We start from the raw sequence: 22,942 nt of genomic DNA, 5'->3' as shown, positions 1-22,942 counted from the left end.
GGCCGGCGCCGTATCCGCACGCTCTGCCGACGGACGACGGGGCCCCGAGCGTGGCCACGGAGCTGCGGCAGGCCGCCGTGGTGGCCGCGGTCTCTACGGTGGCCGGTGTGGCCCTGGGGCTGCTGTGGCTGTGGCTCGCGCCGAGGGTTCCGCTGATCTCGGACGGCAAGGCGGTGTTCCTGCGGGACAGCGAGGGGGAGTCGGCGGTCGGGGCGGACGGCACGTTCGTGCTGCTCGCGCTGGGCTTCGGTGCGCTCGCGGCGGCGCTCGTCTTCCTGATCCACCGGCACGGTGGCGTCGCGCTGGTGCTCGCGCTGGCGGTGGGCGGTGTCCTGGGCTCGGCGCTCGGGTGGGGCGTGGGCACGTTCCTCGGCCCGACCCACGACGTGGTCGCCCACGCGAGGGAGGTCGGCCCGAACATCGTCTTCGACGCGCCCCTGAAGCTGGAGATGTGGGCGGGCGCGCTGCTGGCCTGGCCCTTGGCGGCCATGATCGTCCACCTGATCCTGACGGCCCTCTTCGGCCCGAGGGACCCGGACCCGACGTGGCCCGAGGACCCCCGGCCGACCGCCCCGTCGACCTGAGGCCCCGGGGGCGGGCCCGGAAGGCCGGAAGGCTCCCCCCCAGACCACCCCTCCCCCAAACTCTGACGAGACCGGGGGCTCCGCCCCCGTACCCCCGGAGCGGCGGCTGCGCGCCGCGAGGGGTGGGGGTTCCGCCCCGGCCTTCGGAGGGGCGGGTGTGCGTTGTGAGGGGTGGGGCTTTGGCCCCGGGCCGGGTGCGGCAGCTGTGCGCCGCGGTGGTTGCCGCGTAAGCCGGATCCGCTAGCCTCGGCCGATGTGGGCCAGGACTGCTGCGGTCAAGGTGGTCAGGGCCGTGGGGGTGAGTTCGACCTCCAGGCCTCTCCGGCCCGCCGAGATGCAGATCGTCTCGTGGGTGGACGCCGAGGCGTCCAGGACCGTGCGGAGGCGTTTGCGTTGGCCCAGGGGGGAGATGCCGCCTCGGACGTAGCCCGTCGTGCGTTCCGCCAGGGTCGGGTCGGCCATCGTCGCCCGCTTGCCGCCGACCGCCGAGGCCAGGGCCTTCAGGTCCAGCTGGCCTGCGACCGGGACGACCGCGACCGTCAGTTCGCCGTCGACGTCCGCGACCAGCGTCTTGAAGACCCGGTCGGGGGAGACCCCCAGCGCCTCCGCCGCCTCCTCGCCGTACGAGGGCGACGCCGGGTCGTGGTCGTAGGAGTGGAGCGTGTACGGCACACCGGCCGTCGTCAGGGCCACCGTCGCCGGAGTGCCGCCCGCCTGCTTCTTCTGCTTCTTCGCCACTCCGCGCTCCTCCGTCAGTTCGGGCTCGTCGGCGCCCGGGTCAGCTCCACCGCCGGCAGCGACGGCAGGTGCCGCAGCACTGCCGTCTCCGACCGCAGCAGCGTCAGCTCCTCGCGCAGCCGCGTCGCCGTGTCCGGCGCCTGCAGCAGCCGCTGCTTCGCCGGGGTGTCCAGGACGGCCGCCGCCGCCACCAAGTACGACACCACCGACGGGTCGTCCGGCAGGTCGCTCGTCGTCAGCGACCGCTCCCGCGCCCCCGCCAGCCGCTTCTGGTAGCTCCGGAACGCCCGCAGCACGCCCTCCGCGAGCGTGCCCGCCTCGTCGCCCTGCTCCTCCGGGATCTCCTCGACCTCCGCCACCAGGAACGGACCGCTCGCGTCCACCGACAGCAGCTTCACCCGGGTCGTCCCGGTGGCCATCACCTCGAAGCTGCCGTTCGCCCGCTCCCGGATCGTCGCCGCGTCGGCGATGCAGCCGACCCGGTGGAACGCCTGGATCGGGTCCGGGCCGAAGCCCGCCGCGGGCCCCTTCTCCGGCATCGCCGTCGGGTCCGGCATCCCCGGCGCCGTCGGCGCGACCTCTCGGCCGTCGCGGATCGCGACGACCGCGAAGCGGCGGGGCTCCGACTCATCGGTCTTGAGCAGTTCGCGCATCATGGCGCGATACCGCTCCTCGAACACGTTCAGGGGCAGCACGAGGCCCGGGAACAGCACCGCGTTGAGCGGGAAGAGAGGCAGGCTGGCGGTGGTCACAGCGGTCAAGCGTAATGGCCGCCGGGGCCGCCGCGGTCGGCCTGTCCATGACCGGTCCTCCACCCCGTTCCGCGACCCGTGTCGAGGTCCGTGTGGAGGTGCGTGTCGAGGGGCGTTCTGCGGCCCGTGTCGAGCTCCGCTCCACGGCCGGATTCGTGCCCCGCTGCTCCGTTCCGCCCGCGCCCCGCCTCCCTCAGCGGCGTCCTCCGCGCCACTTCCGCCCGTACCGCGTCCCTCGTCTCCAGGAAGCCGTTCAGCGGATCGTCCCCGACCAGCGCCCACGGGAACGACGTCGCGTACGGGCCGATCCTCCGGAACTCCTCGAACGCCTCCTGCCAGCGGCCCCGCCTGACCAGTACGTACACCAGCAGGTTGCGGACCTCGGCCGGCCACGGATCGCCCTCCGGGTACGCCGCCGACAGCGCGAGGCCCCGGTCCGCCGCCGCGTCGATCCGGTCGTCCGGCATCGGGCCGGTGCCCGTGAGGTACTGGGCGAAGGCCGCGTTGACCGGGAGCACCCGGGCGAGCGAGCCGGGCGGGGCGTCCTCGGCGGCCTGCTCCGCGAAGTCGAAGCACTCGCGGTGCGAGCCGTACCACTGGGCCGAGAGGTAGCGCAGCGCGGCGATGTGGCAGCCGTAGTGGTGCGGGGAGCGGCGCACGGCCTGCTCCCACAGCGACTCGAAGGCCGCGTGCCCGGCGTGCGTGCCGCGCGCGTGGTCCAGGGCGAGGCGCCAGGGCACCGGGTCGCGGGGTGAGGCCTCGGCGGCCGCGTCGATCAGCGGGCCCAGTTCGCGCAGCCGCTCCGCGCGGGCCGGCGACTCCCACGCCCGGCGCACCGCGAGCTCGGCCTTCACGAGCAGCGCGTCAGGGTCGCGCGGGGCGGCCTCCAGCCACTGGGTCAGCCACTCGTCGCGGCTGTACGCGAACGTGGCCAGCCGGGCCACGTACCGGTCCCTGGCCTCCCACTCGGCGCCGTCCCTGGTCGTCGCGAGCAGCTTGGCGGCGGGCTCGGGGTCGGCGAGCGCGGCCGCGATCAGCGCGGGGGCGAGCCGCTCGTCCGGCGCGTCGAGCAGCACGTCGTCGTCCGGCGGCAGTGCGGCGGTGAGCCGCGGTGCGTGCCGGACCAGACGGGCGGTGCCGATCAGGGCGCGGAGCAAAGACATGGTGCGGACCATTGAAAACCGCAGGTGGGAGCGGCGCCAGTGGGGGACTGTGAAGCTTTGGTAGCGGCGGGAAAGTTGTCCTCCAGATGGTCAAGACACCGTAAAGAAAGCGGTGAGGGTTGGCGCAATCCGTCCCCTGCGTCACACCATCCCCACTTGCCTCAGCCCACCTCCATGTTCTCGTCTCGACCGCCTCACCCTCGTCGCAGCAGTCTCGACGCCCCCGCCGCCACCGTCGTCGCCAGCACCCAGCCCAGCAGGATGAGCACCGCCGCGCCCCACTGCCAGGCGCCCTCCAGGCGCCAGTAGCCGTCCTGGCCGAGATTGATCACCGGCAGCAGCAGATCCAGCGCGTACAGCGTGGCGCTCCAGTTCGGCGACTCCTCCGCCTTCAGCGGCACCGGGTCGTAGCGCGAGAACGCCAGCGCGCCCGCCGCCCAGAGCACCGCCATCCACAGCGCCGCCCGGCCCGGGCGGTAGCCGTACGCCACCGTCCAGTCCTGGAGGTAGCCCCAGAGCTTCCCGGCCACCGGCAGCGTCTCCCGGCGTCTGCGCTGCTTGGCGAGCAGCACCTCCCGGGCGTCCGCGTCCTCCCCGCTGTTGCGCAGCACCGTCGCCAGGCGTTCGTACGGCTCAGGGGCGTACTCCGGGGTCGCCGCCGCCACCCACTCCAGGCGCCGCGTCAGCGGGAAGTGGCCGTACGGCACGAGGTTCTCGTAGACGAAGCCGTTCATCGACAGGCCGCCGGGGCCCGGCCAGCTCGTGGAGAGGTCGATCAGGGTGACCACGCGGGCGCCGTTGAGCACCACCCGGCCCTCCTCCGGCTGCTCCCCGTTGAAGCGCAGTTCCGGTGTCACTATCCGGCGCAGCGAGACTTCCTCCCGCTTCGAACCGTCGAGCATGAAGCGCGCGTAGTGCAGGTCCACCGCGTCCCCGAACCGCCCGTCGTCCAGCCGCACCCCGCCGTGGCACTCCACCGGCTTGCGCATCGCCCCGCGCACCGGGGTGTAGCCGATGCCGTACGGGGGAGTGGCCGTGGCGTTCCCCGAGCCCTCGTACACCCACGCCGCGTTCAGATAGAGCGAGCGCTCCACCGTCAGCTGCGGCGCGTTCAGCGCGCGGCGCTGCTGCGCCCCACGGAGCACGCTGCCCCGCAGGCTCAGCGACACCCCGACCTTCGCCCCGCGCAGGCTCAGCTCGCCGTACGTCTCGATCAGCTCCGCCTGGAGGTCCTGCGCGACCACGAGGCCGTCCGCCGTGATCGCCCGGCCGCGCCGGTCCGGCCACACCCGGATCTGGTTGATCAGCAGGTCCGTCCCTATCTGCGCGTCCGTCAGCCGGATGCCGCGCTGGATCCGGCACCTCGGCAGATGCAGATCGCCCTGGGTGTGCAGCCGCGCCGCCTCGATCCGGGGGATCGCGCACTCCACCATCCGCACCGTGCCGAAGCGGGCCTCCGGCAGCACGATCTCCTGGTCGAACCGGCAGCGGTTCCACTCCACGTACGGATCGACCGTCCCGCCGGCCAGATTGAGCACGCCGGTGATCCGCACGCCGCGCAGCTTGAGCGCCGCGACCCGCCCGGAGCGCGCCTGCGGGCCGTCGAGCAGCAGCAGCGCCACCACCTCGGCGCGCACACTGCGCTCCTCGCCCCAGACGTGCGCCCCGAAGGGGTCGTCCCGTGTCGCCTCCCCCTCACTCAGATCACAGGTCCTGCCGATCCGGAAGGCCCGCCACATGACGCGCTCCGGGCCGGTCAGCCCGTCCGGCATTCCGTCCTCGTGCGGCTCGGTCACTGCCGCCCCCTCGCTTTCCACGAACCCGCTTCCCTGGATTCGTACAGCCGTTCTTCCCGCTGAGTGACGGAGTGAACGCTAACGGTCAGCTGTGGCGACAAGACGCCAGAGTGGCTCGTATCAGCCAGTGATACGGGCGTTCGGCGCTTGTGGGGCGTCTGCGAGAATTGACCCGTGATCTCTCGTATCGACCTGCGCGGCGACGCCCTCCCCGAGGGTGGCGCACTGCGCGACCTGCTGCCCCGTGCCGAGTTCGACGTGGAAGCCGCCCTGGAGAAGGTGCGGCCCATCTGCGAGGACGTCCATCATCGGGGCGACGCGGCGCTGGTCGAGTACGCGGAGAAGTTCGACGGTGTGACCCTGGAGCACGTGCGCGTGCCCGCCGAGGCGCTCGCCGAGGCCCTGGAGCAGCTCGATCCGGCCGTCCGGGAGGCCCTGGAGGAGTCCATCCGGCGCACCCGGATCGTCCACCGCGCCCAGCGCCGCTCGACGCACACCACCCAGGTCGTGCCCGGCGGCACCGTCACCGAGAAGTGGATCCCCGTCCAGCGCGTCGGTCTCTACGCGCCCGGCGGCCGCTCCGTCTACCCCTCCTCCGTGATCATGAACGCCGTCCCGGCGCAGGAGGCGGGCGTCGAGTCCGTCGCGCTCGCGTCCCCGCCCCAGAAGGAGTTCGGGGGGCTGCCGCACCCGACGATCCTCGCCGCGTGCGCGCTGCTCGGCGTCGACGAGGTGTACGCCGTCGGAGGCGCCCAGGCCGTCGCGATGTTCGCGTACGGCACCGAGTCCTGCGCCCCCGCCAACATGGTCACGGGACCCGGCAACATCTGGGTCGCCGCCGCCAAGCGGTACTTCACCGGCCGCATCGGCATCGACGCCGAGGCAGGCCCGACCGAGATCGCGATCCTCGCGGACTCCACCGCCGACCCCGTGCACGTCGCCGCCGACCTCATCAGCCAGGCCGAGCACGACCCGATGGCCGCCGCCGTCCTCGTCACCGACTCCGAGGAACTGGCCACCGCCACCGAGGCCGAGCTGAAGACCCAGGTCGCCGCCACCAAGCACATCGACGACCGGATCGTCCCGGCCCTGGCCGGAAGGCAGTCCGCGATCGTCCTGGTCAACGACCTGGAGGACGGCCTCAAGGTCGTCGACGCGTACGGCGCCGAGCACCTGGAGATCCAGACCACCGACGCCGCCGCCCGCGCCGAGCGCGTCCGTAACGCGGGCGCGATCTTCGTCGGCCCTTGGGCGCCGGTCTCCCTCGGCGACTACTGCGCCGGCTCCAACCACGTGCTGCCCACCGGCGGTTGTGCCTGCCACTCCTCCGGCCTGTCCGTCCAGTCCTTCCTGCGCGGAGTCCACATCGTGGACTACACCCGCGACGCCCTCGCCGACGTCACCCACCACGTGGTCACGCTCGCCGAGGCCGAGGACCTGCCCGCGCACGGCGCCGCGCTCAAGGCCCGGTTCGGATGGAAGGTGCCCGAGAGCAAGTGAACACGTACGACACCGTCGGCATCGACGACCTGCCCATCCGGGACGAGCTGCGCGGCAAGTCCCCGTACGGCGCGCCCCAGCTCGACGTCCCCGTCCAGCTGAACACCAACGAGAACCCCTACCCGCTGCCCGAGCCCCTGGTGGCCCGGATCGCGGAGCGGGTCGCCGAGGCCGCCCGCGGCCTCAACCGCTACCCCGACCGGGACGCGATCGAGCTGCGCACCGAGCTCGCCCGCTACCTCACCCGTACGGCGAAGCACCCCGTCGCCGTCGAGAACGTCTGGGCGGCCAACGGCTCCAACGAGGTCCTCCAGCAGCTGCTGCAGACCTTCGGCGGCCCCGGCCGTACGGCCATCGGCTTCGAGCCCTCGTACTCGATGCACGCGCTCATCGCGCGCGGCACCGGCACCGGCTGGATCTCGGGACCGCGCAACGAGGACTTCACCATCGACGTCGAGGCGGCCGAGAAGGCGATCGCCGAGAACCGTCCCGACGTCGTCTTCATCACCTCGCCCAACAACCCCACCGGCACGGCGGTCGCGGCCGAGACGGTCCTCGCGCTCTACGAGGCCGCCCAGGCCGCCAAGCCCTCGCTGGTGGTCGTCGACGAGGCGTACGTCGAGTTCAGCCACCGGGACTCCCTCCTGCCGCTGATCGAGGGCCGCCCGAACCTCGTCGTCTCCCGCACCATGTCCAAGGCCTTCGGCGCCGCCGGGCTCCGCCTCGGCTATCTGGCCGCCCACCCGGCCGTGGTCGACGCCGTACAGCTCGTACGCCTGCCGTACCACCTGTCCGCCGTCACGCAGGCCACCGCGCTCGCCGCCCTGGAGCACACCGATACGCTCCTCGGGTACGTCGAACAGCTCAAGACCGAGCGGGACCGCCTGGTCACCGAGCTGCGCGCGATCGGCTACGAGGTCACCGATTCCGACGCCAACTTTGTCCAGTTCGGCCGCTTCGACGGAGCCGCGGGCTCCCACGAGGTCTGGCAGAAGATCCTCGACCGGGGCGTCCTGGTCCGGGACAACGGCGTACCGGGCTGGCTGCGGGTCACCGCCGGCACCCCTGAAGAGAACGACGCGTTCCTCGACGCGGTCCGTCAGTTGCAGTGTTTTGTGGGGGACACCCCCATGCCCCCGAAGGAGCAGAGCTCATGAGCCGCGTAGGAAGAGTCGAGCGCACCACCAAGGAGACCTCCGTCGTCGTCGAGATCGACCTCGACGGCACCGGCAAGGTCGACGTCGCCACCGGTGTGGGCTTCTACGACCACATGCTCGACCAGCTCGGCCGCCACGGGCTCTTCGACCTCACCGTCAAGACCGACGGCGACCTGCACATCGACTCGCACCACACCATCGAGGACACCGCCCTCGCCCTCGGCGCCGCCTTCAAGCAGGCGCTCGGCGACAAGGTCGGCATCTACCGCTTCGGCAACTGCACCGTCCCCCTGGACGAGTCGCTCGCCCAGGTCACCGTCGACCTCTCCGGCCGCCCCTACCTGGTGCACACCGAGCCCGAGAACATGGCGCCGATGATCGGCTCCTACGACACGACGATGACCCGGCACATCTTCGAGTCCTTCGTCGCCCAGGCGCAGATCGCGCTCCACATCCACGTGCCGTACGGGCGCAACGCCCACCACATCGTGGAGTGCCAGTTCAAGGCGCTGGCCCGGGCCCTGCGCTACGCCTCCGAGCGCGACCCGCGCGCGGCAGGCATCCTGCCTTCCACGAAGGGCGCGCTCTAACTCCATGACCGGCCTCTCCACCATCCTCATCGTCGTCGGGCTCTTCCTCGCCGGCGGTGTGTACTCCTTCTCCAAGCAGCAGCTGCCCAAGGGCGTGATCGTCCTCCTCGCCGTCGCCTCCGTGATGTGCCTGGTCGCGGGCGTCCTGCGGATCCAGGGAATCTGGGAATGAGCAGCGTGAGCACTGTGAGCCCGTCCAAGAAGGTCGTCGTCTTCGACTACGGCTTCGGAAACGTCCGCTCCGCCGAGCGCGCCCTCGCCCACGTCGGCGCCGACGTCGAGATCACCCGCGACTACGACCGGGCGATGAACGCCGACGGACTCCTCGTCCCCGGCGTCGGCGCCTTCTCCGCCTGCATGAAGGGCCTCAAGGAGGCCCGCGGCGAGTGGATCGTCGACCGCCGGCTCTCCGGCGGACGCCCCGTCATGGGCATCTGCGTCGGCATGCAGATCCTCTTCGCCCGCGGCATCGAGCACGGCGTGGAGACCGAGGGCCTGGACGAGTGGCCCGGTACGGTCGAGCCGCTGAAGGCCCCGATCGTGCCCCACATGGGCTGGAACACCGTCGACGCGCCCGAGGACAGCGAGCTGTTCGCGGGCCTCGACGCCGGCGCCCGGTTCTACTTCGTGCACTCCTACGGAGTGCGGGAGTGGACCCTGGAGGTCGGCAACCCGAACATGCGCGCCCCCAAGGTCACCTGGGCCACCCACGGCGAGCCCTTCGTCGCGGCCGTCGAGAACGGCGCCCTGTGGGCGACCCAGTTCCACCCCGAGAAGTCCGGCGACGCCGGAGCCCAGCTGCTGAAGAACTGGATCGGAACGCTGTGAGCAAGCTCGAACTCCTCCCCGCCGTCGACGTCCGTGACGGCCAGGCCGTCCGCCTCGTGCACGGCGAGTCCGGTACGGAGACCTCCTACGGCTCCCCGCTCGAGGCCGCCCTCGCGTGGCAGAGCTCCGGCGCCGAGTGGCTGCACCTGGTCGACCTGGACGCCGCCTTCGGCACCGGCGACAACCGTGAGCTGATCGCCGAGGTCGCCCGGGCCATGGACATCAAGGTCGAGCTCTCCGGCGGCATCCGCGACGACGCCTCGCTCGCCGCCGCCCTCGCCACCGGCTGCACCCGCGTCAACCTGGGCACCGCCGCCCTGGAGACCCCCGAGTGGGTCGCCAAGGTCATCGCCGAGCACGGCGACCAGATCGCCGTCGGCCTCGACGTGCGCGGCACCACGCTCCGCGGCCGCGGCTGGACCCGCGACGGCGGCGACCTCTACGAGACGCTCGCCCGTCTCGACTCCGAGGGCTGCTCCCGCTACGTCGTCACCGACATCGCCAAGGACGGCACCCTGCAGGGCCCCAACCTGGAGCTCCTGAAGAACGTCTGCGCGGCCACCGACAAGCCCGTCGTCGCCTCCGGCGGCGTCTCGTCCCTGGACGACCTGCGCGCCCTGTCCGGCCTCGTACCGCTGGGCGTCGAGGGCGCGATCGTCGGCAAGGCGCTGTACGCCAAGGCGTTCACCCTGGAGGAGGCGCTGGAGGCGGTGGCCGCCGTATGACCGACTCCGTACGCAAGGTGGTGACCGGCGCGCCGTGGGAGGAGCAGTTCGGCTACTCGCGCGCGGTGGAGCTGCCGAACGGCCTGGTCCTCGTCGCCGGCTGTACGTCGGTGATCGGCGGCCAGATCGCCGGCGGAGGCCCGTACGAGCAGGCGATCAACTCCTTCAACGTGGCCTTCGGCGCGCTGAAGAAGCTCGGCCTGGGCGCGCGGGACGTCGTACGGACCCGGATGTACATCACCCACGCACGGGACGTGGACGAGGTCGGCCGCGCCCACAAGGAGCTGTTCGACGCCGTACGCCCGGCGGCCTCGATGATCATCGTGTCCGGCTTCGTCGACCCGAGCCTGGTCGTCGAGGTCGAGGTCGAGGCGTACCGGACCGACCGGACTGACCGGACTGACCGGAGTGAGGCGTCCGACGGAGGTGACGCGGCATGACTCTCGCCGTACGAGTGATCCCCTGCCTGGACGTGGACAACGGCCGGGTCGTCAAGGGCGTCAACTTCCAGAACCTGCGGGACGCGGGCGACCCCGTCGAGATGGCGAAGCTGTACGACGCCGAGGGCGCCGACGAGCTGACCTTCCTCGACATCACCGCCTCCTCCGGCAACCGGGAGACGACCTACGACGTGGTGCGCCGCACCGCCGAGCAGGTCTTCATCCCGTTGACCGTGGGCGGCGGGGTGCGCTCGGCGGAGGACGTCGACAAGCTGCTGCGCGCCGGTGCCGACAAGGTCGGCGTGAACACGGCCGCGATCGCGCGGCCCGAGCTGATCCGCGAGATCGCGGAGCGCTTCGGCCGCCAGGTGCTCGTGCTGTCGGTGGACGCCCGGCGCACGGCCTCGGGCTCCTTCGAGGTGACGACGCACGGCGGCCGCCAGGGCACCGGCATCGACGCAGTCGAGTGGGCCCACCGGGCCGCCGAGCTGGGCGCGGGCGAGATCCTGCTCAACTCGATGGACGCGGACGGCACGAAGGACGGCTACGACACGGAGATGATCGCGGCCGTGCGCAAGCACGTGACCGTGCCGGTGATCGCGTCGGGCGGTGCGGGCAGGCTGGCCGACTTCCCGCCGGCCATCGAGGCGGGCGCGGACGCGGTGCTCGCCGCGTCGGTCTTCCACTTCGGCGACCTGCGGATCTCCGAGGTCAAGGGCGCGCTGCGGGAGGCGGGCCACCCGGTCCGCTGAGTCCGCACCGATCGTAGAGCCCCCGCCGGTTCGTCCGGCGGGGGCTTTTCTCTTGGCCGGATGTGCAGGATGCCGGATGCGCAGGATCGATTGCGCAAGATTGGTTGCGCAATTTCTCTTGCGCAAGTTTTCTTTCGGATCTACGCTGGTTCCATGACCTCGCCCGACAGCCGCCGGATCACCGACCTCGGCACCCTCAAGGCCCTCTCGCACCCGCTGCGCATGAGGCTCTACCGGGCCCTGTTCGTGGCCCGTACGGCCACCGCCTCCCAGCTCGCCGACCAGGTCGACGAGGCTGTCTCGCTGGTCAGCTACCACCTGCGCAAGCTGGCCGACCACGGGCTCATCGAAGAGGCGGAGACCCAGTCGGCGGACGGCCGCGAGCGCTGGTGGCGGCCCAGCTCGTACGGGCTGAGCATCCACGACGAGGACATGCGCGGCGCCCCCGAGCTGATCGCCGCGAGCGACGCCCTCGGGCGCGCCATCAACGACCAGCGCGCCTCGCTCCTGGAGCGCTTCCTCGACGAGCGGCTCACCTGGTCGGACGAGTGGCGCTCGGCGTCCCTCAGCGCCGAGTGGCTGCCCCGCCTCACCGCCACCGAACTCAACGACCTCGGCCAGGAGCTGGAGGCGGTCCTCAGGAAGTACGACCAGCTCGCCCGGGCCGCCGAGGCCGCCGGCGACACCGAGGGCCGCGAGAACGTCGCCGTCCACCTCCACGGCTTCCCCTACCGGTCATGACGGCACCGCTCATGACGGCGACCGCGACCCTCCCCGCCGCCGTCCCCGCCCACCGTGACGGCAACGTCCTGCGCTGGCTCGGCGGGTACTCCGCCTCCGCGCTCGGCGACAGCGTCTACTACATCGCCCTCTCCTGGACCGCCGTCCGCGGCGGCACCCCCGCCGAGGCCGGGCTCGTCATGGCCGTCAGCGCCGTCCCGCGCGCCCTGCTCATGCTTGGTGGGGGAGTGATCGCCGACCGCTTCGGACCGCGCCGCGTCGTCATCGTCTCCGACACCGTCCGCTGCCTCGTCGTCCTTGGCGTGGCGGGACTGCTCCTGCTCAGCAGCCCGACCCTCTGGGTGCTCGCCGCCGTCGCCCTCGTCTTCGGCACCGTCGACGCCCTCTTCCTGCCGGCCGTCGGAGCCCTTCCGCCCCGGATCGCCGCCCGCGACCAGCTCGCCCGGGTCCAGGGCATGCGCGGCCTCGCCCAGCGGACCGCGCTCGTCCTCGGCGCCCCGCTCGGCGGCCTCGCCGTCGCCCTCGGCGGACCGGCCGCCGCCTTCGGGGTCGCCGGACTCCTCTTCGCGGCCTCCCTGCCGCTGCTCCTCGCGCTGCGGATCGCCCCGCTGCCGGGCGGCGGGCCTGCCCGGGACGGCACGGCCCTGCGCGACCTCACGGACGGCCTGCGCTACCTCCGCCGGCACCGCGTCCTCGGCCCGCTGATGATCGTCGTCGCGCTCAGCGACCTCGGCTTCGTCGGCCCCCTCAACGTCGGCCTCGCCCTCCTCGCCGACGCGCGCGGCTGGGGCGCCTCCGGCATCGGCTGGGTCCTCGCCGGATTCGGTACGGGAGCGGGCGCCGCGTCCCTGCTGCTGACCGTGCGGGGCCGAATACCCCGCGCCGGGGCGGTCCTGGGCTGGACGATCGCCCTCGGCTCGGCCTCCCTGGGCGCCCTCGCGTACGTACCCGAGCTGCCGGTCGCCGTGGCCCTCGCGCTCTCCGTCGGCCTGCTCGCGGGGCTCAGCGGCGCCCTGTGCGGCGCGCTCACCCAGACCGAGTGCGACCCCGCGTACCTCGGTCGGGTGACAGCGGTGACCAGCTTCGTCAGCCTGGGCCTCGCCCCGCTGAGCTTCCCCCTCACGGGCGCGGCGGTCGGCCTGTGGGGCCTCGGCCCGGTGTTCGTGGCCAGCGCGGCGATGTGCGCGCTGGGCGGGGTGTACGGCCTGTCCGTCACCGCTCTGCGCCGGGCGGAGCTCCCGGGCGGCAAGCGCCCGGGTACCTCCTAGATCCCGAGCTGCTTCGTGTCGTGCAGGCGCTCGATCGCGTCCTGGTCGCCGTCCAGCTCCACCTTCGCCACGTCCTGGCGGCCGAAGACGAACATGGTCAGCTCGCCCGGTTCGCCGGAGACCGTCACCACCGGGGTGCCCTTGTGGGCGACCGCCGTCTGACCGTTCGGGCGGCGGAGCACCAGGCCCACCGGGGCCCTGCGGCCGAGGAGGCGGGCGCCCTTCTCCAGACGCGACCAGAGCGCGTCCGAGAAGACCGGGTCAAGGTCGCGCGGCGACCAGTCGGGCTGGGCCCGCCGTACGTCCTCCGTGTGGACGTAGAACTCGACGACGTTCGCCCCCTCGTCCACCTGCTTGATGGTGAACGGCGACATCCGCGGCGGCCCCGTACGGATGAGCTGGATCAGCTCCTCGTACGGCTTCTCCGCGAACTCCGCCTGCACCCGGTCGAGCCTCGTCTTCAGCGCCGGTACGAGCGTTCCGGCGGCCGCGTCCGGGCGGCGCTCGCGCACCACCACATGGGCCGCGAGGTCCCGGGTCCGCCAGCCCTCGCAGAGCGTCGGAGCATCGGGCCCGGCCGCCTCCAACAGGTCGGCGAGCAGAAGGCGTTCACGCTTGGCATGGGTCGACATGCCCGCCAGCGTACGACCGCGGACCGCGGTCCGCCCAGTGGACGCCCACCTGGGCATACCCCCGGACCACGGCACAATGGCCCCATGAGCAGCAATCTCGACCCGGCCATCGCCGCCCGCCTCAAGCGCAGCCCGGACGGACTCGTCCCGGCCATCGCCCAGCAGTACGACACCGGCGAGGTGCTGATGCTCGGCTGGATGGACGACGAGGCCCTCCACCGCACCCTCACCACCGGCCGCTGCACCTACTGGTCCCGCAGCCGCCAGGAGTACTGGGTCAAGGGCGACACCTCCGGCCACGTCCAGCACGTCAAGTCCGTCGCCCTCGACTGCGACGCCGACACCGTGCTCGTCAAGGTCGACCAGGTGGGGGCCGCCTGCCACACCGGCGCGCGGACCTGCTTCGACGCCGACGTCCTGCCCCTGGGCAAGTAGGGTCTGGCGCCATGGATCTCGAGACCTTCCGCAAGCTGGCGGCCGACCGCCGTGTGATTCCCGTCAGCCGCCGGCTCCTCGCGGACGGCGACACCCCGGTCGCGCTCTACCGCAAGCTCGCCGCCGAGCGCCCCGGCACCTTCCTCCTCGAATCCGCCGAGAACGGCCGCTCCTGGTCGCGCTACTCCTTCATCGGCGTCCGCAGCGACGCCACGCTCACCGTCCGCGACGGGCAGGCCCACTGGCTCGGCACCCCGCCCGTCGGCGTCCCCACCGACGGCGACCCGCTGGCCGCGCTCCGCGCCACCGTCGAGACCCTCCACACCCCGCGCGACCTCGCCTCCGGCATGCCGCCCTTCACCGGCGGCATGGTCGGCTACCTCGGCTACGACATCGTCCGCCGCCTTGAGCGCATCGGGGACTCCACCCGCGACGACCTTGAGCTGCCCGAGCTGACCATGCTCCTGACCAGCGACCTCGCGGTCCTGGACCACTGGGACGGCTCGGTCCTGCTGATCGCCAACGCGATCAACCACAACGACCTGGAGACCGGCGTCGACGAGGCGTACGCCGACGCGGTCACCCGGCTCGACGCCATGCAGGCCGACCTGGCCCGCCCCGTCGCCTCCGTCCCCGTCGCCCTCCCGCCCTCCGAACTGCCGGAGTTCTCCGCGCTCTGGGGCGGCCCGGCCTACCAGGACGCCGTCGAGGACATCAAGGAGCGGATCCGGGCGGGCGAGGCCTTCCAGGTGGTGCCCTCGCAGCGGTTCGAGACCCCCTGCCACGCCTCCGCGCTCGACGTCTACCGGGTGCTGCGGGCCACCAACCCGTCCCCGTACATGTACCTCTTCCGCTTCGAGAACGGCTTCGACGTCGTCGGATCCAGCCCCGAGGCCCTCGTGAAGGTCGAGGACGGGCAGGCGATGGTCCACCCCATCGCCGGCACCCGGCACCGCGGAGCCACCCCGCAGGAGGACCACGACCTCGCCGAGGAGCTGCTCGCCGACCCCAAGGAGCGCGCCGAGCACCTGATGCTCGTCGACCTCGGCCGCAACGACCTCGGCCGGGTCTGCGAGCCCGGCTCGGTGGAGGTCGTCGACTTCATGTCGATCGAGCGGTACTCGCACGTCATGCACATCGTCTCGACCGTCACCGGACAGGTCGCCGAGGGCCGCACGGCCTTCGACGTCCTCACCGCCTGCTTCCCCGCCGGCACGCTCTCGGGCGCCCCGAAGCCACGCGCGATGCAGATCATCGAGGAGCTGGAGCCGTCCCGGCGCGGACTGTACGGCGGGTGCGTCGGCTACCTCGACTTCGCCGGCGACTCCGACACCGCCATCGCCATCCGTACCGCCCTGCTGCGCGACGGCACCGCGTACGTGCAGGCCGGAGCGGGTGTCGTCGCCGACTCCGACCCGGTCGCCGAGGACAACGAGTGCCGGAACAAGGCCGCCGCCGTCCTCCGCGCCGTACACACCGCCAACCGGATGAACGCGTCATGACGGCGTAAGGGATAGTGGGGTACGTGAGTGCTGTTCCCGTACCCCAGCCCCGAGCCGCTCGCGCGAGCGGCGCTGCCGCCGCGCCCGGCGGCCGCCGCAGCCTCGGCGCGGCTCTCCTGCTCGGCGCCCTCGGTGCCACCGTCGTACTGCTGTCCTCGGGCCAGATCTGGGCCCAGGGCACGGCGTCGGTCGGCGGCGGCACGGTGCCCGTCGAGGCCGACGGCGGCGCCGTCACGGGCGTACCGACGGCGCTCGCGATCGTCGGCCTCGCCGCGCTCGTCGCCGTCTTCGCCGTCCGCCGCACCGGACGCACCCTGGTCTCCGGCCTGCTCGCGCTCAGCGGAGCGGGCGCGGCGGTGGCCGCGTTCCTCGGCGCGTCCGACAGCGACGCGCTTGACGCCGAGGCCGCCCGGATCTCCGGCGACACCTCGGCGGCGGTCGCGCACCTCAGCCACACCGCCTGGCCGTACGTCACCGCCGGCGGCGCGCTCCTGATCCTCTTCGCGGGGCTGCTCGCGCTGCGCTTCGGCACGAGCTGGCCGGCGATGGGCGGCCGCTACGAGCGCGCCGGCGCCCCGCGCGCCGGGCGCCCCACGCCCCGCGCGGCGGCGGCGCCGGACCGGCCCGAGGACCTGTGGAAGGCCCTGGACCGCGGCGAGGACCCGACTCGCGAGGACTGACCGCGGGGTCGCGCGAGCTTCGGCTGCCCGCGGCGGACACGACGCGTGATCGTCGGGCCACCCCGATTCATCCTCGCGCCCCTGTGTGCGGGACAATGAACCACGAGTGTCCGCGCACGCGAGACCTCACCTTCGAGCCACCACCGAGCAACAGCAACGAGGAGCAACTCATGGCGGGCAGCGCCCACGGACACACCCCGGCCGCCTGGACCGGTGTCATCATCTCCTTCATCGGCTTCTGCATCGCCGGAGTCTTCATGGTGGCCGCCAACACGGCCGGCTTCTGGGCCGGCATGGCCGTCATCGTCCTCGGCGGTGTCGTCGGCCTGGCGATGAGGGTGGCCGGCATGGGCATGCCGAAGGAATCGGCGGCGGTCGCCGCGGCCCGCGAGGCGGCGACGCTGAAGGCGCGCGCCTGACGGCAGCGGCACACACGACACGCGCGAAGGCGCAGTCCGGCGAGGCCGGGCTGCGCCTTCGCGCGTCAGGCGCGAGAATCACCGCGTGAACCCGAAGCCGACGCCCCCCGCGAACCACGATGCCTCTGCCACGGACGAGCCGGGTGGGGCTCAGGTGCCGTCTGGGGCTTCCGGGGGCGTGGACAGCCCGTACGGGCCCGTAGGCGCCGTAGGCGCTCCTGCGGGTCCTTTCGGGCCGGTGGCGCCCCGACGGGCGCCTAGGGCGCTCGGAGTGCGGCTGCTCGCGCCGCTCGGGACGCTCGCCGGTGTCGTCGCCGCGTTCGCGTACGTCGGGGCAGTCGACCCCAACGAACCCGGGCACTATCCCGTCTGCCCGCTCCTCCGCTTCACCGGCCTGTACTGCCCCGGCTGCGGCGGCCTCCGCAGCGCCCACGCCTTCGTCCACGGCGACCTCCCCGCCGCCTTCGGCGCCAACGCCCTCGCCGTCGTCGGCTACGGCCTCTTCGCCGTCGTCATGGCCGTGTGGCTGATTCGCGCCGTACGCGCCGTGCCCATGAGGGTCGCGATCAGCCCCGCCTGGTGGTGGGGGATCGGCGCCGTTCTCGCCCTCTTCACCGTCGTACGGAACCTCCCCTTCGGCTCCGCGCTCGCCCCATGACCCCTCCCGCGAAGTCCCAGCAAGTGGGACGCACGTCGGCCGGATGCGGGTCCCGGGCCCTCGGGCGGATACCATCGACGTGGCTGAACCTGGTTCATCCGCACGACCGTCACCATCACCGTCCCGGAAGGGGGCCTCTCGCGTGAGTGTGCTCGACGAGATCATCGAAGGCGTACGCGCCGACCTCGCAGAGCGGCAGGCGCGGGTCTCCCTCGACGAGCTCAAGGAGCGCGCCGCCAAGGCGCCGCAGGCCAAGGACGGCGTCGCCGCACTGCGCGGCGAGGGCGTCACCGTGATCTGCGAGGTCAAGCGCTCCAGCCCGTCCAAGGGCGCACTCGCCGCGATCGCCGACCCGGCCGGCCTCGCCGCCGACTACGAGGCGGGCGGCGCCGCCGTCATCTCCGTGCTCACCGAGGAGCGCCGCTTCGGCGGTTCGCTCGCCGACCTGGAGGCCGTCCGGGCCCGGGTCGACATCCCGGTGCTGCGCAAGGACTTCATCGTCACGGCGTACCAGCTGTGGGAGGCCCGGGCCTACGGCGCCGACCTCGCGCTCCTGATCGTCGCCGCCCTCGAGCAGGAGGCCCTCGTCTCCCTCATCGAGCGCGCCGAGTCCATCGGCCTCACGCCGCTGGTCGAGGTCCACGACGAGGACGAGGCCGAGCGCGCCGTCGACGCGGGCGCCCGGATCATCGGCGTCAACGCGCGGAACCTCAAGACCCTCAAGGTCGACCGCTCCACCTTCGAGCGGGTCGCCCCGGAGATCCCGGCCGGCATCGTCAAGGTCGCCGAGTCCGGCGTCCGCGGGCCGCACGACCTCATCGCGTACGCCAACGCCGGCGCCGACGCGGTCCTGGTCGGCGAGTCCCTCGTGACCGGCCGCGACCCCAAGGCCGCCGTCGCCGACCTCGTCGCCGCCGGCACCCACCCGGCCCTGCGCCACGGGCGGGGCTGACCCCGCCATGACCTCGTACCGCGTCACGTCGCCGCTCACCCACCCGGGTGGGTTCGGCGCGGCCGCGGTGACGACGCGCGCGATGCGCACCCGGCTCCGTACGGCTGCCGCGCCCGCCCACGCCCCGCTCGCCCGAGGCTGCCGCCCGCGCGGCTGCCGCGCGCCCGCGCGGCGGGTCCACGGGCGCCGTGTGCGGTACGTGATCGGCAGCGAGCCGGGCCAGGTCAACGGGATGCGATGGCGCGCGCGCCTCGCGCGCGTCTTCACGTAGAGCAACGCCGCCTGGCCGAGGCAAGGCCCCCGCCCCACCCCCGTGTGGGCAATCGTCCCGCTTGGGGGTCCCCCCTGGACGAAGTCCTTGGGGGAGGGACGGGTGGGCACACGGGACGGCGCCCTTCGCGGGCGCGTCCGCTCCCTGTGCCCCCGCCACCACGAGGGCGCCGCACCCGTGCACCGCAGGGACCGGGAGCCTGGGCACAACAGTGGGGGCCGGGACGCCACGCGTTGCCGTACGTGAGCTCGTCGCGCGCATAACGTGACCATCACCCAGCACGTCATCGGGGCATCCGCCCCGCGAGGAGCAGTCGCATGTCCAGCGAGTTCTTCCTTCCCGACCTCGACGGTCAGGTTCCGAGCGCCGAGGGCTACTTCGGCGCCTACGGTGGCAAGTTCATCCCGGAGGCCCTCGTCTCCGCCGTGGACGAGGTCGCCGTCGAGTACGACAAGGCCAAGGCCGACCCCGAGTTCGCGCGCGAGCTCAACGACCTGATGGTCAACTACACCGGCCGCCCGAGCGCCCTCACCGAGGTCCCCCGGTTCGCCGAACACGCGGGCGGTGCCCGGGTCTTCCTCAAGCGCGAGGACCTCAACCACACCGGCTCGCACAAGATCAACAATGTGCTCGGGCAGGCCCTGCTCACCAAGCGCATGGGCAAGACCCGGGTCATCGCCGAGACCGGCGCCGGCCAGCACGGGGTCGCCACCGCCACCGCGTGCGCGCTCTTCGGGCTCGAATGCACCATCTACATGGGCGAGATCGACACCCAGCGCCAGGCGCTGAACGTCGCCCGGATGCGCATCCTCGGCGCCGAGGTCATCCCGGTGAAGTCCGGCAGCCGCACCCTCAAGGACGCCATCAACGAGGCGTTCCGCGACTGGGTCGCCAACGTCGACCGTACGCACTACCTCTTCGGGACCGTCGCCGGGCCGCACCCGTTCCCCGCCATGGTCCGCGACTTCCACCGCGTCATCGGCGTCGAGGCCCGCCGGCAGATCCTGGAGCGCGCGGGACGGCTCCCCGACGCGGCCGTCGCCTGCGTCGGCGGCGGATCCAACGCCATCGGGCTCTTCCACGCCTTCATCCCGGACGCCGACGTGCGCCTCATCGGCTGCGAGCCGGCCGGCCACGGCGTCGAGACCGGCGAACACGCCGCCACCCTCACCGCGGGCGAGCCCGGCATCCTGCACGGTTCGCGGTCGTACGTCCTCCAGGACGACGAGGGCCAGATCACCGAGCCGTACTCGATCTCGGCCGGTCTGGACTACCCGGGCATCGGCCCGGAGCACGCGTACCTCAAGGACACCGGACGCGGCGAGTACCGCGCCGTCACCGACGACGCGGCCATGGGGGCCCTGCGGCTGCTCTCCCGCACCGAGGGCATCATCCCGGCCATCGAGTCCGCGCACGCGCTCGCCGGGGCCCTGGAGATCGGCAAGGAGCTGGGCCCCGAGGGTCTGCTCCTGGTCAACCTCTCCGGGCGCGGCGACAAGGACATGGACACGGCGGCCCGCTACTTCGGGCTGTACGACGGAACCGAGGGGGACACGAAGTGACGACCGGGAACATCCAGCTGCTCAGTGACACCCTGGCGAAGGCCAAGGCCGAGAACCGCGCCGCGCTCATCGCCTACCTCCCGGCCGGCTTCCCGACCGTCGACGGCGGCATCGAGGCGGTCAAGGCCGTCTTCGAGGGCGGCGCCGACATCGTCGAGGTCGGTCTCCCGCACAGCGACCCGGTCCTCGACGGCCCCGTCATCCAGACCGCCGACGACATCGCTCTGCGCGGCGGCGTGCGGATCGCCGACGTCATGCGGACGGTACGGGAGGCCTTCGAGGCCACCGGGAAGCCCGTCCTGGTCATGACGTACTGGAACCCCATCGACCGCTACGGCGTCGAGCGGTTCACCGAGGAGCTGGCCGCGGCCGGCGGCGCCGGCTGCATCCTGCCGGACCTGCCCGTCCAGGAGTCCGGCCAGTGGCGTGAGCACGCCGAGAAGCACGGTCTCGCGACCGTCTTCGTCGTCGCCCCCAGTAGCAAGGACGAGCGGCTCGCCACCATCACGGCCGCCGGCTCCGGCTTCGTCTACGCCGCCTCGCTCATGGGCGTCACCGGCACCCGCGAGTCCGTCGGCGCCGAGGCGGCCGACCTCGTCCGCCGCACCCGCGCCACGTCCGATCTCCCCGTCTGCGTCGGCCTCGGCGTCTCCAACGCCGGACAGGCCAAGGAGGTCGCGGCCTTCGCCGACGGCGTCATCGTCGGCTCCGCGTTCGTCAAGCGGATGCTCGACGCCGACGACGAGGCCGCCGGACTCGCCGCCGTAAGGGAACTGGCGGGCGAACTCGCCGAGGGTGTCCGCAGAGTTTCGTAGCCCGTTCGGGTGGATTTGTGACCGGGGAGGCGCGTCCGCGCCTCCCCGGTTCGTTGCTCCGGACGTGAGCAAGAAGAACAGTGACGGTAACGGTAATCGGAGTGCGCGGGAGCTGCTCCAGCAGCAGCGCGAGCGCGCCAGGGCCCGCGACAAGCAGCGGCGCGTCCTGATCGTGTCGGCCGCGGTCGTCGGCGTCCTCGGCCTGGCCGCGGTCGTCGGCGTGATCGCCGCCAACACCGGCGGCAAGGACGGCGGCTCGGACAAGGCGGGCCCGGTCGTCGCCCCGACCGGCGCGGTCGAAGGGGACAAGCCCGCGATCCCCACGGGGAAGTCGGACGCCCCGTCGACGCTCGCGATCTGGGAGGACTTCCGCTGCCCGGCATGCGCCTCCTTCGAGAACGCGTTCCGGGACACCATCCATGAACTGGAGGCCTCCGGCGCGCTCAAGGCCGAGTACCACCTCGCCACCCTCATCGACCGGAACATGGGCGGCAAGGGCTCGCTGCGCGCCGCGAACGCGGCCGCGTGCGCCCAGGACGCCGGGAAGTTCACGGCGTACCACGACACGCTGTACATCAACCAGCCGCCGGAGACGGACGACACCTTCGGGGACAACGCCGAGCTGATCGAGCTCGCGGCGAAGGTGCCCGGCCTCGACACGCCGGACTTCCGCAGCTGCGTCGAGGACGGCACGCACGACAGCTGGGTCGGGAAGTCGAACGAGGCCTTCGAGAAGGGCAACTTCCAGGGCACGCCCTCGGTGCTCCTGAACGGAGAATCGATCTTCCCGCAGAAGGGGAGCGAGCAGATCTCCCCGGAGAACCTGAAGAAGTGGGTCGCCGAGGCCAACAAGGGCAAGAAGGCGGGCACGGCCTCGCCGTCGGCGGGCTGACCGTCCACGGGGGCCGGATTCGCCCGGCGAGATCCCCTTGGTCGATCCTCTTAGTTACTCAGACGTTGCCGGGTGGGCTGCCGTGACGCCCGCCCGGCAAGGTAGCGTCGGTCCTGCCATGGACCTTGCCTTCATTCCCAGCCCGTCGACCGGTGTCCTCCACCTCGGACCGGTTCCGCTGCGCGCCTACGCCTTCTGCATCATCCTCGGTGTCTTCGTCGCCGTCTGGTACGGCAACAAGCGCTGGATCGCCCGGGGCGGCAAAGCCGGCACCGTGGCCGACATCTCCGTCTGGGCGGTGCCCTTCGGTCTCGTCGGCGGCCGGCTCTACCACGTCATCACCGACTACCAGCTGTACTTCAGCGAGGGTGAGAACTGGGTAGACGCCTTCAAGATCTGGGAGGGCGGCCTCGGCATCTGGGGCGCCATCGCCTTCGGCGCGGTCGGCGCCTGGATCGGCTGCCGCCGCCGCGGCATCCCGCTCCCCGCGTACGCCGACGCCATCGCGCCCAGCATCGCCCTCGCCCAGGCCATCGGCCGCTGGGGCAACTGGTTCAACCAGGAGCTGTACGGCAAGCCGACCGACCTGCCCTGGGGCCTGGAGATCAGCGCGGGCGCGAACCGCGAGGCCGGGATCTACCACCCGACCTTCCTCTACGAGTCGCTCTGGTGCATCGGCGTCGCGCTCCTGGTCGTCTGGGCCGACCGCCGCTTCAAGCTCGGACACGGCCGGGCCTTCGCCCTGTACGTCGCCGCGTACTGCGCGGGCCGCGCGTGGATCGAGTACATGCGGGTCGACGAGGCGCACCACGTGCTCGGCCTGCGGCTGAACGTCTGGACGGCGATCGTCGTCTTCGTCCTGGCCGTCGCCTACATCGTGATCTCGTCGCGGCTCCGCCCGGGGCGCGAGGAGATCGTGGAGCCGGAGCGCGACAAGCCGGTCGGCGGCAAGGCCGCGAACGGGGCCGACCCGGAGGACGGGGCCGCTGAGGGCGAGGGCGGAACCGCTCTGTTCGAGGTCCTCGGCGACGATGCGGCCGACGCACCTGCGGACGGTGCGGAGTCGCCCGCCAAGGGCTGACGGGCATCC

27 protein-coding genes are annotated in these 22,942 nt (G+C 72.5%); 22 read left to right on the top strand and 5 right to left on the bottom strand.

The features are described 5' to 3' along the window. The first annotated feature begins 50 nt into the window (after window positions 1–50). On the top strand, window positions 51–584 hold the full coding sequence (locus tag ACFWRO_RS17415) for an ABC transporter permease (RefSeq protein ID WP_384510815.1): 534 nt from the start codon (window positions 51–53) through the stop codon (window positions 582–584). Between the two features lie 240 nt (window positions 585–824). On the opposite strand, the gene ybaK is transcribed toward ACFWRO_RS17415, so the two are convergent. From ybaK to ACFWRO_RS17395, 4 genes are all read right to left on the bottom strand, one after another. Further along, a complete protein-coding gene (gene ybaK / locus ACFWRO_RS17410; RefSeq protein WP_384510812.1) occupies window positions 825–1,322 on the bottom strand; it encodes a Cys-tRNA(Pro) deacylase in 498 nt (165 codons plus the stop codon). Window positions 1,323–1,336: 14 nt separating this feature from the next. Beyond that, window positions 1,337–2,074 carry an LON peptidase substrate-binding domain-containing protein gene (locus ACFWRO_RS17405; protein ID WP_362015937.1) on the bottom strand — a complete coding sequence of 246 codons (738 nt, stop codon included), beginning with the start codon at window positions 2,072–2,074 and terminating at the stop codon, window positions 1,337–1,339. Between the two features lie 5 nt (window positions 2,075–2,079). Further along, window positions 2,080–3,249, bottom strand: a complete 1,170-nt coding sequence (locus ACFWRO_RS17400) for a hypothetical protein (protein ID WP_384510808.1) — start codon at window positions 3,247–3,249, stop codon at window positions 2,080–2,082. Between the two features lie 182 nt (window positions 3,250–3,431). Next, on the bottom strand, window positions 3,432–5,033 hold the full coding sequence (locus ACFWRO_RS17395) for an oxidoreductase (RefSeq protein ID WP_384510805.1): 1,602 nt from the start codon (window positions 5,031–5,033) through the stop codon (window positions 3,432–3,434). Between the two features lie 174 nt (window positions 5,034–5,207). Here ACFWRO_RS17395 and hisD point away from each other — a divergent pair, with 174 nt between their 5' ends. The 10 genes from hisD to ACFWRO_RS17345 all read left to right on the top strand — a co-directional run bounded on the left by hisD (window position 5,208) and on the right by ACFWRO_RS17345 (window position 13,034). Continuing rightward, window positions 5,208–6,533, top strand: a complete 1,326-nt coding sequence (gene hisD, locus ACFWRO_RS17390; RefSeq protein WP_384510802.1) for a histidinol dehydrogenase — start codon at window positions 5,208–5,210, stop codon at window positions 6,531–6,533. Further along, a complete protein-coding gene (locus ACFWRO_RS17385) occupies window positions 6,530–7,690 on the top strand; it encodes a histidinol-phosphate transaminase (RefSeq protein ID WP_384510799.1) in 1,161 nt (386 codons plus the stop codon). The genes hisD and ACFWRO_RS17385 overlap by 4 nt, the downstream gene beginning before the upstream one ends. Further along, complete coding sequence (gene hisB, locus ACFWRO_RS17380; RefSeq protein WP_158986436.1) at window positions 7,687–8,280, top strand: imidazoleglycerol-phosphate dehydratase HisB; 594 nt, start codon at window positions 7,687–7,689, stop codon at window positions 8,278–8,280. The genes ACFWRO_RS17385 and hisB overlap by 4 nt, the downstream gene beginning before the upstream one ends. Before the next feature lie 4 nt (window positions 8,281–8,284). After that, entirely contained in the window at window positions 8,285–8,452 is a 168-nt protein-coding gene (locus ACFWRO_RS17375) for a hypothetical protein (protein WP_362015946.1), read from the top strand. A gap of 14 nt (window positions 8,453–8,466) precedes the next feature. Beyond that, window positions 8,467–9,108: an imidazole glycerol phosphate synthase subunit HisH gene (gene hisH / locus ACFWRO_RS17370; protein ID WP_384510917.1), complete on the top strand. Its 642-nt coding sequence runs from the start codon at window positions 8,467–8,469 to the stop codon at window positions 9,106–9,108. Next, complete coding sequence (gene priA / locus ACFWRO_RS17365; protein ID WP_384510795.1) at window positions 9,105–9,833, top strand: bifunctional 1-(5-phosphoribosyl)-5-((5-phosphoribosylamino)methylideneamino)imidazole-4-carboxamide isomerase/phosphoribosylanthranilate isomerase PriA; 729 nt, start codon at window positions 9,105–9,107, stop codon at window positions 9,831–9,833. The genes hisH and priA overlap by 4 nt, the downstream gene beginning before the upstream one ends. Continuing rightward, window positions 9,830–10,273, top strand: a complete 444-nt coding sequence (locus ACFWRO_RS17360) for a RidA family protein (protein WP_384510792.1) — start codon at window positions 9,830–9,832, stop codon at window positions 10,271–10,273. The genes priA and ACFWRO_RS17360 overlap by 4 nt, the downstream gene beginning before the upstream one ends. Continuing rightward, window positions 10,270–11,025 (top strand): imidazole glycerol phosphate synthase subunit HisF, encoded by a 756-nt coding sequence (gene hisF / locus ACFWRO_RS17355; RefSeq protein ID WP_362015952.1) that lies wholly within the window; start codon window positions 10,270–10,272, stop codon window positions 11,023–11,025. Before ACFWRO_RS17360 ends, hisF begins: the two co-directional genes overlap by 4 nt. Window positions 11,026–11,178: 153 nt before the next feature. Further along, window positions 11,179–11,766: an ArsR/SmtB family transcription factor gene (locus ACFWRO_RS17350; RefSeq protein WP_384510789.1), complete on the top strand. Its 588-nt coding sequence runs from the start codon at window positions 11,179–11,181 to the stop codon at window positions 11,764–11,766. 11 nt (window positions 11,767–11,777) lie between these two features. Next, complete coding sequence (locus tag ACFWRO_RS17345) at window positions 11,778–13,034, top strand: MFS transporter (protein ID WP_384510915.1); 1,257 nt, start codon at window positions 11,778–11,780, stop codon at window positions 13,032–13,034. On the opposite strand, the gene ACFWRO_RS17340 is transcribed toward ACFWRO_RS17345, so the two are convergent. Then, window positions 13,031–13,666 carry a TIGR03085 family metal-binding protein gene (locus tag ACFWRO_RS17340; protein WP_384510786.1) on the bottom strand — a complete coding sequence of 212 codons (636 nt, stop codon included), beginning with the start codon at window positions 13,664–13,666 and terminating at the stop codon, window positions 13,031–13,033. The genes ACFWRO_RS17345 and ACFWRO_RS17340 overlap by 4 nt on opposite strands. 84 nt (window positions 13,667–13,750) lie before the next feature. Between ACFWRO_RS17340 and hisI the strand changes: the two genes are divergently transcribed. From hisI to lgt, 11 genes are all read left to right on the top strand, one after another. Beyond that, window positions 13,751–14,101: a phosphoribosyl-AMP cyclohydrolase gene (gene hisI, locus ACFWRO_RS17335; protein ID WP_345692165.1), complete on the top strand. Its 351-nt coding sequence runs from the start codon at window positions 13,751–13,753 to the stop codon at window positions 14,099–14,101. 11 nt (window positions 14,102–14,112) lie between these two features. Further along, the gene (locus tag ACFWRO_RS17330) at window positions 14,113–15,603 is read left to right on the top strand and encodes an anthranilate synthase component I (protein WP_384510783.1); all 1,491 of its coding nucleotides are present in this window, start codon (window positions 14,113–14,115) and stop codon (window positions 15,601–15,603) included. A 14-nt stretch (window positions 15,604–15,617) separates the two neighbouring features. Beyond that, window positions 15,618–16,283, top strand: coding sequence for a TIGR02234 family membrane protein (locus ACFWRO_RS17325; protein WP_384510780.1), 666 nt, complete (start codon window positions 15,618–15,620; stop codon window positions 16,281–16,283). Window positions 16,284–16,453: 170 nt separating this feature from the next. Continuing rightward, entirely contained in the window at window positions 16,454–16,702 is a 249-nt protein-coding gene (locus ACFWRO_RS17320) for an HGxxPAAW family protein (protein WP_384510777.1), read from the top strand. 178 nt (window positions 16,703–16,880) lie between these two features. Then, the gene (locus ACFWRO_RS17315) at window positions 16,881–17,360 is read left to right on the top strand and encodes a DUF2752 domain-containing protein (protein WP_384510774.1); all 480 of its coding nucleotides are present in this window, start codon (window positions 16,881–16,883) and stop codon (window positions 17,358–17,360) included. Window positions 17,361–17,502: 142 nt separating this feature from the next. Further along, window positions 17,503–18,312, top strand: coding sequence for an indole-3-glycerol phosphate synthase TrpC (gene trpC / locus ACFWRO_RS17310; protein WP_384510772.1), 810 nt, complete (start codon window positions 17,503–17,505; stop codon window positions 18,310–18,312). A gap of 82 nt (window positions 18,313–18,394) precedes the next feature. After that, window positions 18,395–18,583 (top strand): tryptophan biosynthesis modulator TrpM, encoded by a 189-nt coding sequence (trpM, locus tag ACFWRO_RS17305; RefSeq protein ID WP_384510913.1) that lies wholly within the window; start codon window positions 18,395–18,397, stop codon window positions 18,581–18,583. Between the two features lie 317 nt (window positions 18,584–18,900). Further along, the gene (gene trpB, locus ACFWRO_RS17300; RefSeq protein WP_384510769.1) at window positions 18,901–20,145 is read left to right on the top strand and encodes a tryptophan synthase subunit beta; all 1,245 of its coding nucleotides are present in this window, start codon (window positions 18,901–18,903) and stop codon (window positions 20,143–20,145) included. Beyond that, window positions 20,142–20,960 (top strand): tryptophan synthase subunit alpha, encoded by an 819-nt coding sequence (gene trpA, locus ACFWRO_RS17295; RefSeq protein ID WP_384510767.1) that lies wholly within the window; start codon window positions 20,142–20,144, stop codon window positions 20,958–20,960. Before trpB ends, trpA begins: the two co-directional genes overlap by 4 nt. Before the next feature lie 64 nt (window positions 20,961–21,024). Beyond that, on the top strand, window positions 21,025–21,852 hold the full coding sequence (locus ACFWRO_RS17290) for a DsbA family protein (RefSeq protein WP_384510765.1): 828 nt from the start codon (window positions 21,025–21,027) through the stop codon (window positions 21,850–21,852). Between the two features lie 118 nt (window positions 21,853–21,970). Continuing rightward, window positions 21,971–22,933, top strand: coding sequence for a prolipoprotein diacylglyceryl transferase (gene lgt, locus ACFWRO_RS17285; RefSeq protein WP_384510762.1), 963 nt, complete (start codon window positions 21,971–21,973; stop codon window positions 22,931–22,933). Window positions 22,934–22,942 lie beyond the last annotated feature (9 nt).

Source organism: Streptomyces sp. NPDC058579 (assembly GCF_042718575.1).
GTDB lineage: Bacteria > Actinomycetota > Actinomycetes > Streptomycetales > Streptomycetaceae > Streptomyces.
Note: the sequence above shows the minus strand (reverse complement) of the source record. Positions and strands in the feature narration are given on the sequence as shown.

Excerpts from the sequence above, each read along its gene's own strand:
- hisF (WP_362015952.1), top strand. The coding sequence starts at position 10,270 with ATGACTCTCGCCGTACGAGTGATCCCCTGCCTGGACGTGGACAACGGC.
- lgt (WP_384510762.1), top strand. The coding sequence starts at position 21,971 with ATGGACCTTGCCTTCATTCCCAGCCCGTCGACCGGTGTCCTCCACCTC.
- ACFWRO_RS17360 (WP_384510792.1), top strand. The coding sequence starts at position 9,830 with ATGACCGACTCCGTACGCAAGGTGGTGACCGGCGCGCCGTGGGAGGAG.
- ACFWRO_RS17375 (WP_362015946.1), top strand. The coding sequence starts at position 8,285 with ATGACCGGCCTCTCCACCATCCTCATCGTCGTCGGGCTCTTCCTCGCC.
- ACFWRO_RS17345 (WP_384510915.1), top strand. The coding sequence starts at position 11,778 with ATGACGGCGACCGCGACCCTCCCCGCCGCCGTCCCCGCCCACCGTGAC.
- ACFWRO_RS17350 (WP_384510789.1), top strand. The coding sequence starts at position 11,179 with ATGACCTCGCCCGACAGCCGCCGGATCACCGACCTCGGCACCCTCAAG.
- ACFWRO_RS17320 (WP_384510777.1), top strand. The coding sequence starts at position 16,454 with ATGGCGGGCAGCGCCCACGGACACACCCCGGCCGCCTGGACCGGTGTC.
- trpB (WP_384510769.1), top strand. The coding sequence starts at position 18,901 with ATGTCCAGCGAGTTCTTCCTTCCCGACCTCGACGGTCAGGTTCCGAGC.
- hisI (WP_345692165.1), top strand. The coding sequence starts at position 13,751 with ATGAGCAGCAATCTCGACCCGGCCATCGCCGCCCGCCTCAAGCGCAGC.
- hisB (WP_158986436.1), top strand. The coding sequence starts at position 7,687 with ATGAGCCGCGTAGGAAGAGTCGAGCGCACCACCAAGGAGACCTCCGTC.
- ACFWRO_RS17330 (WP_384510783.1), top strand. The coding sequence starts at position 14,113 with ATGGATCTCGAGACCTTCCGCAAGCTGGCGGCCGACCGCCGTGTGATT.
- trpM (WP_384510913.1), top strand. The coding sequence starts at position 18,395 with ATGCGCACCCGGCTCCGTACGGCTGCCGCGCCCGCCCACGCCCCGCTC.
- ACFWRO_RS17340 (WP_384510786.1), bottom strand. The coding sequence starts at position 13,666 with ATGTCGACCCATGCCAAGCGTGAACGCCTTCTGCTCGCCGACCTGTTG.
- ACFWRO_RS17400 (WP_384510808.1), bottom strand. The coding sequence starts at position 3,249 with ATGGTCCGCACCATGTCTTTGCTCCGCGCCCTGATCGGCACCGCCCGT.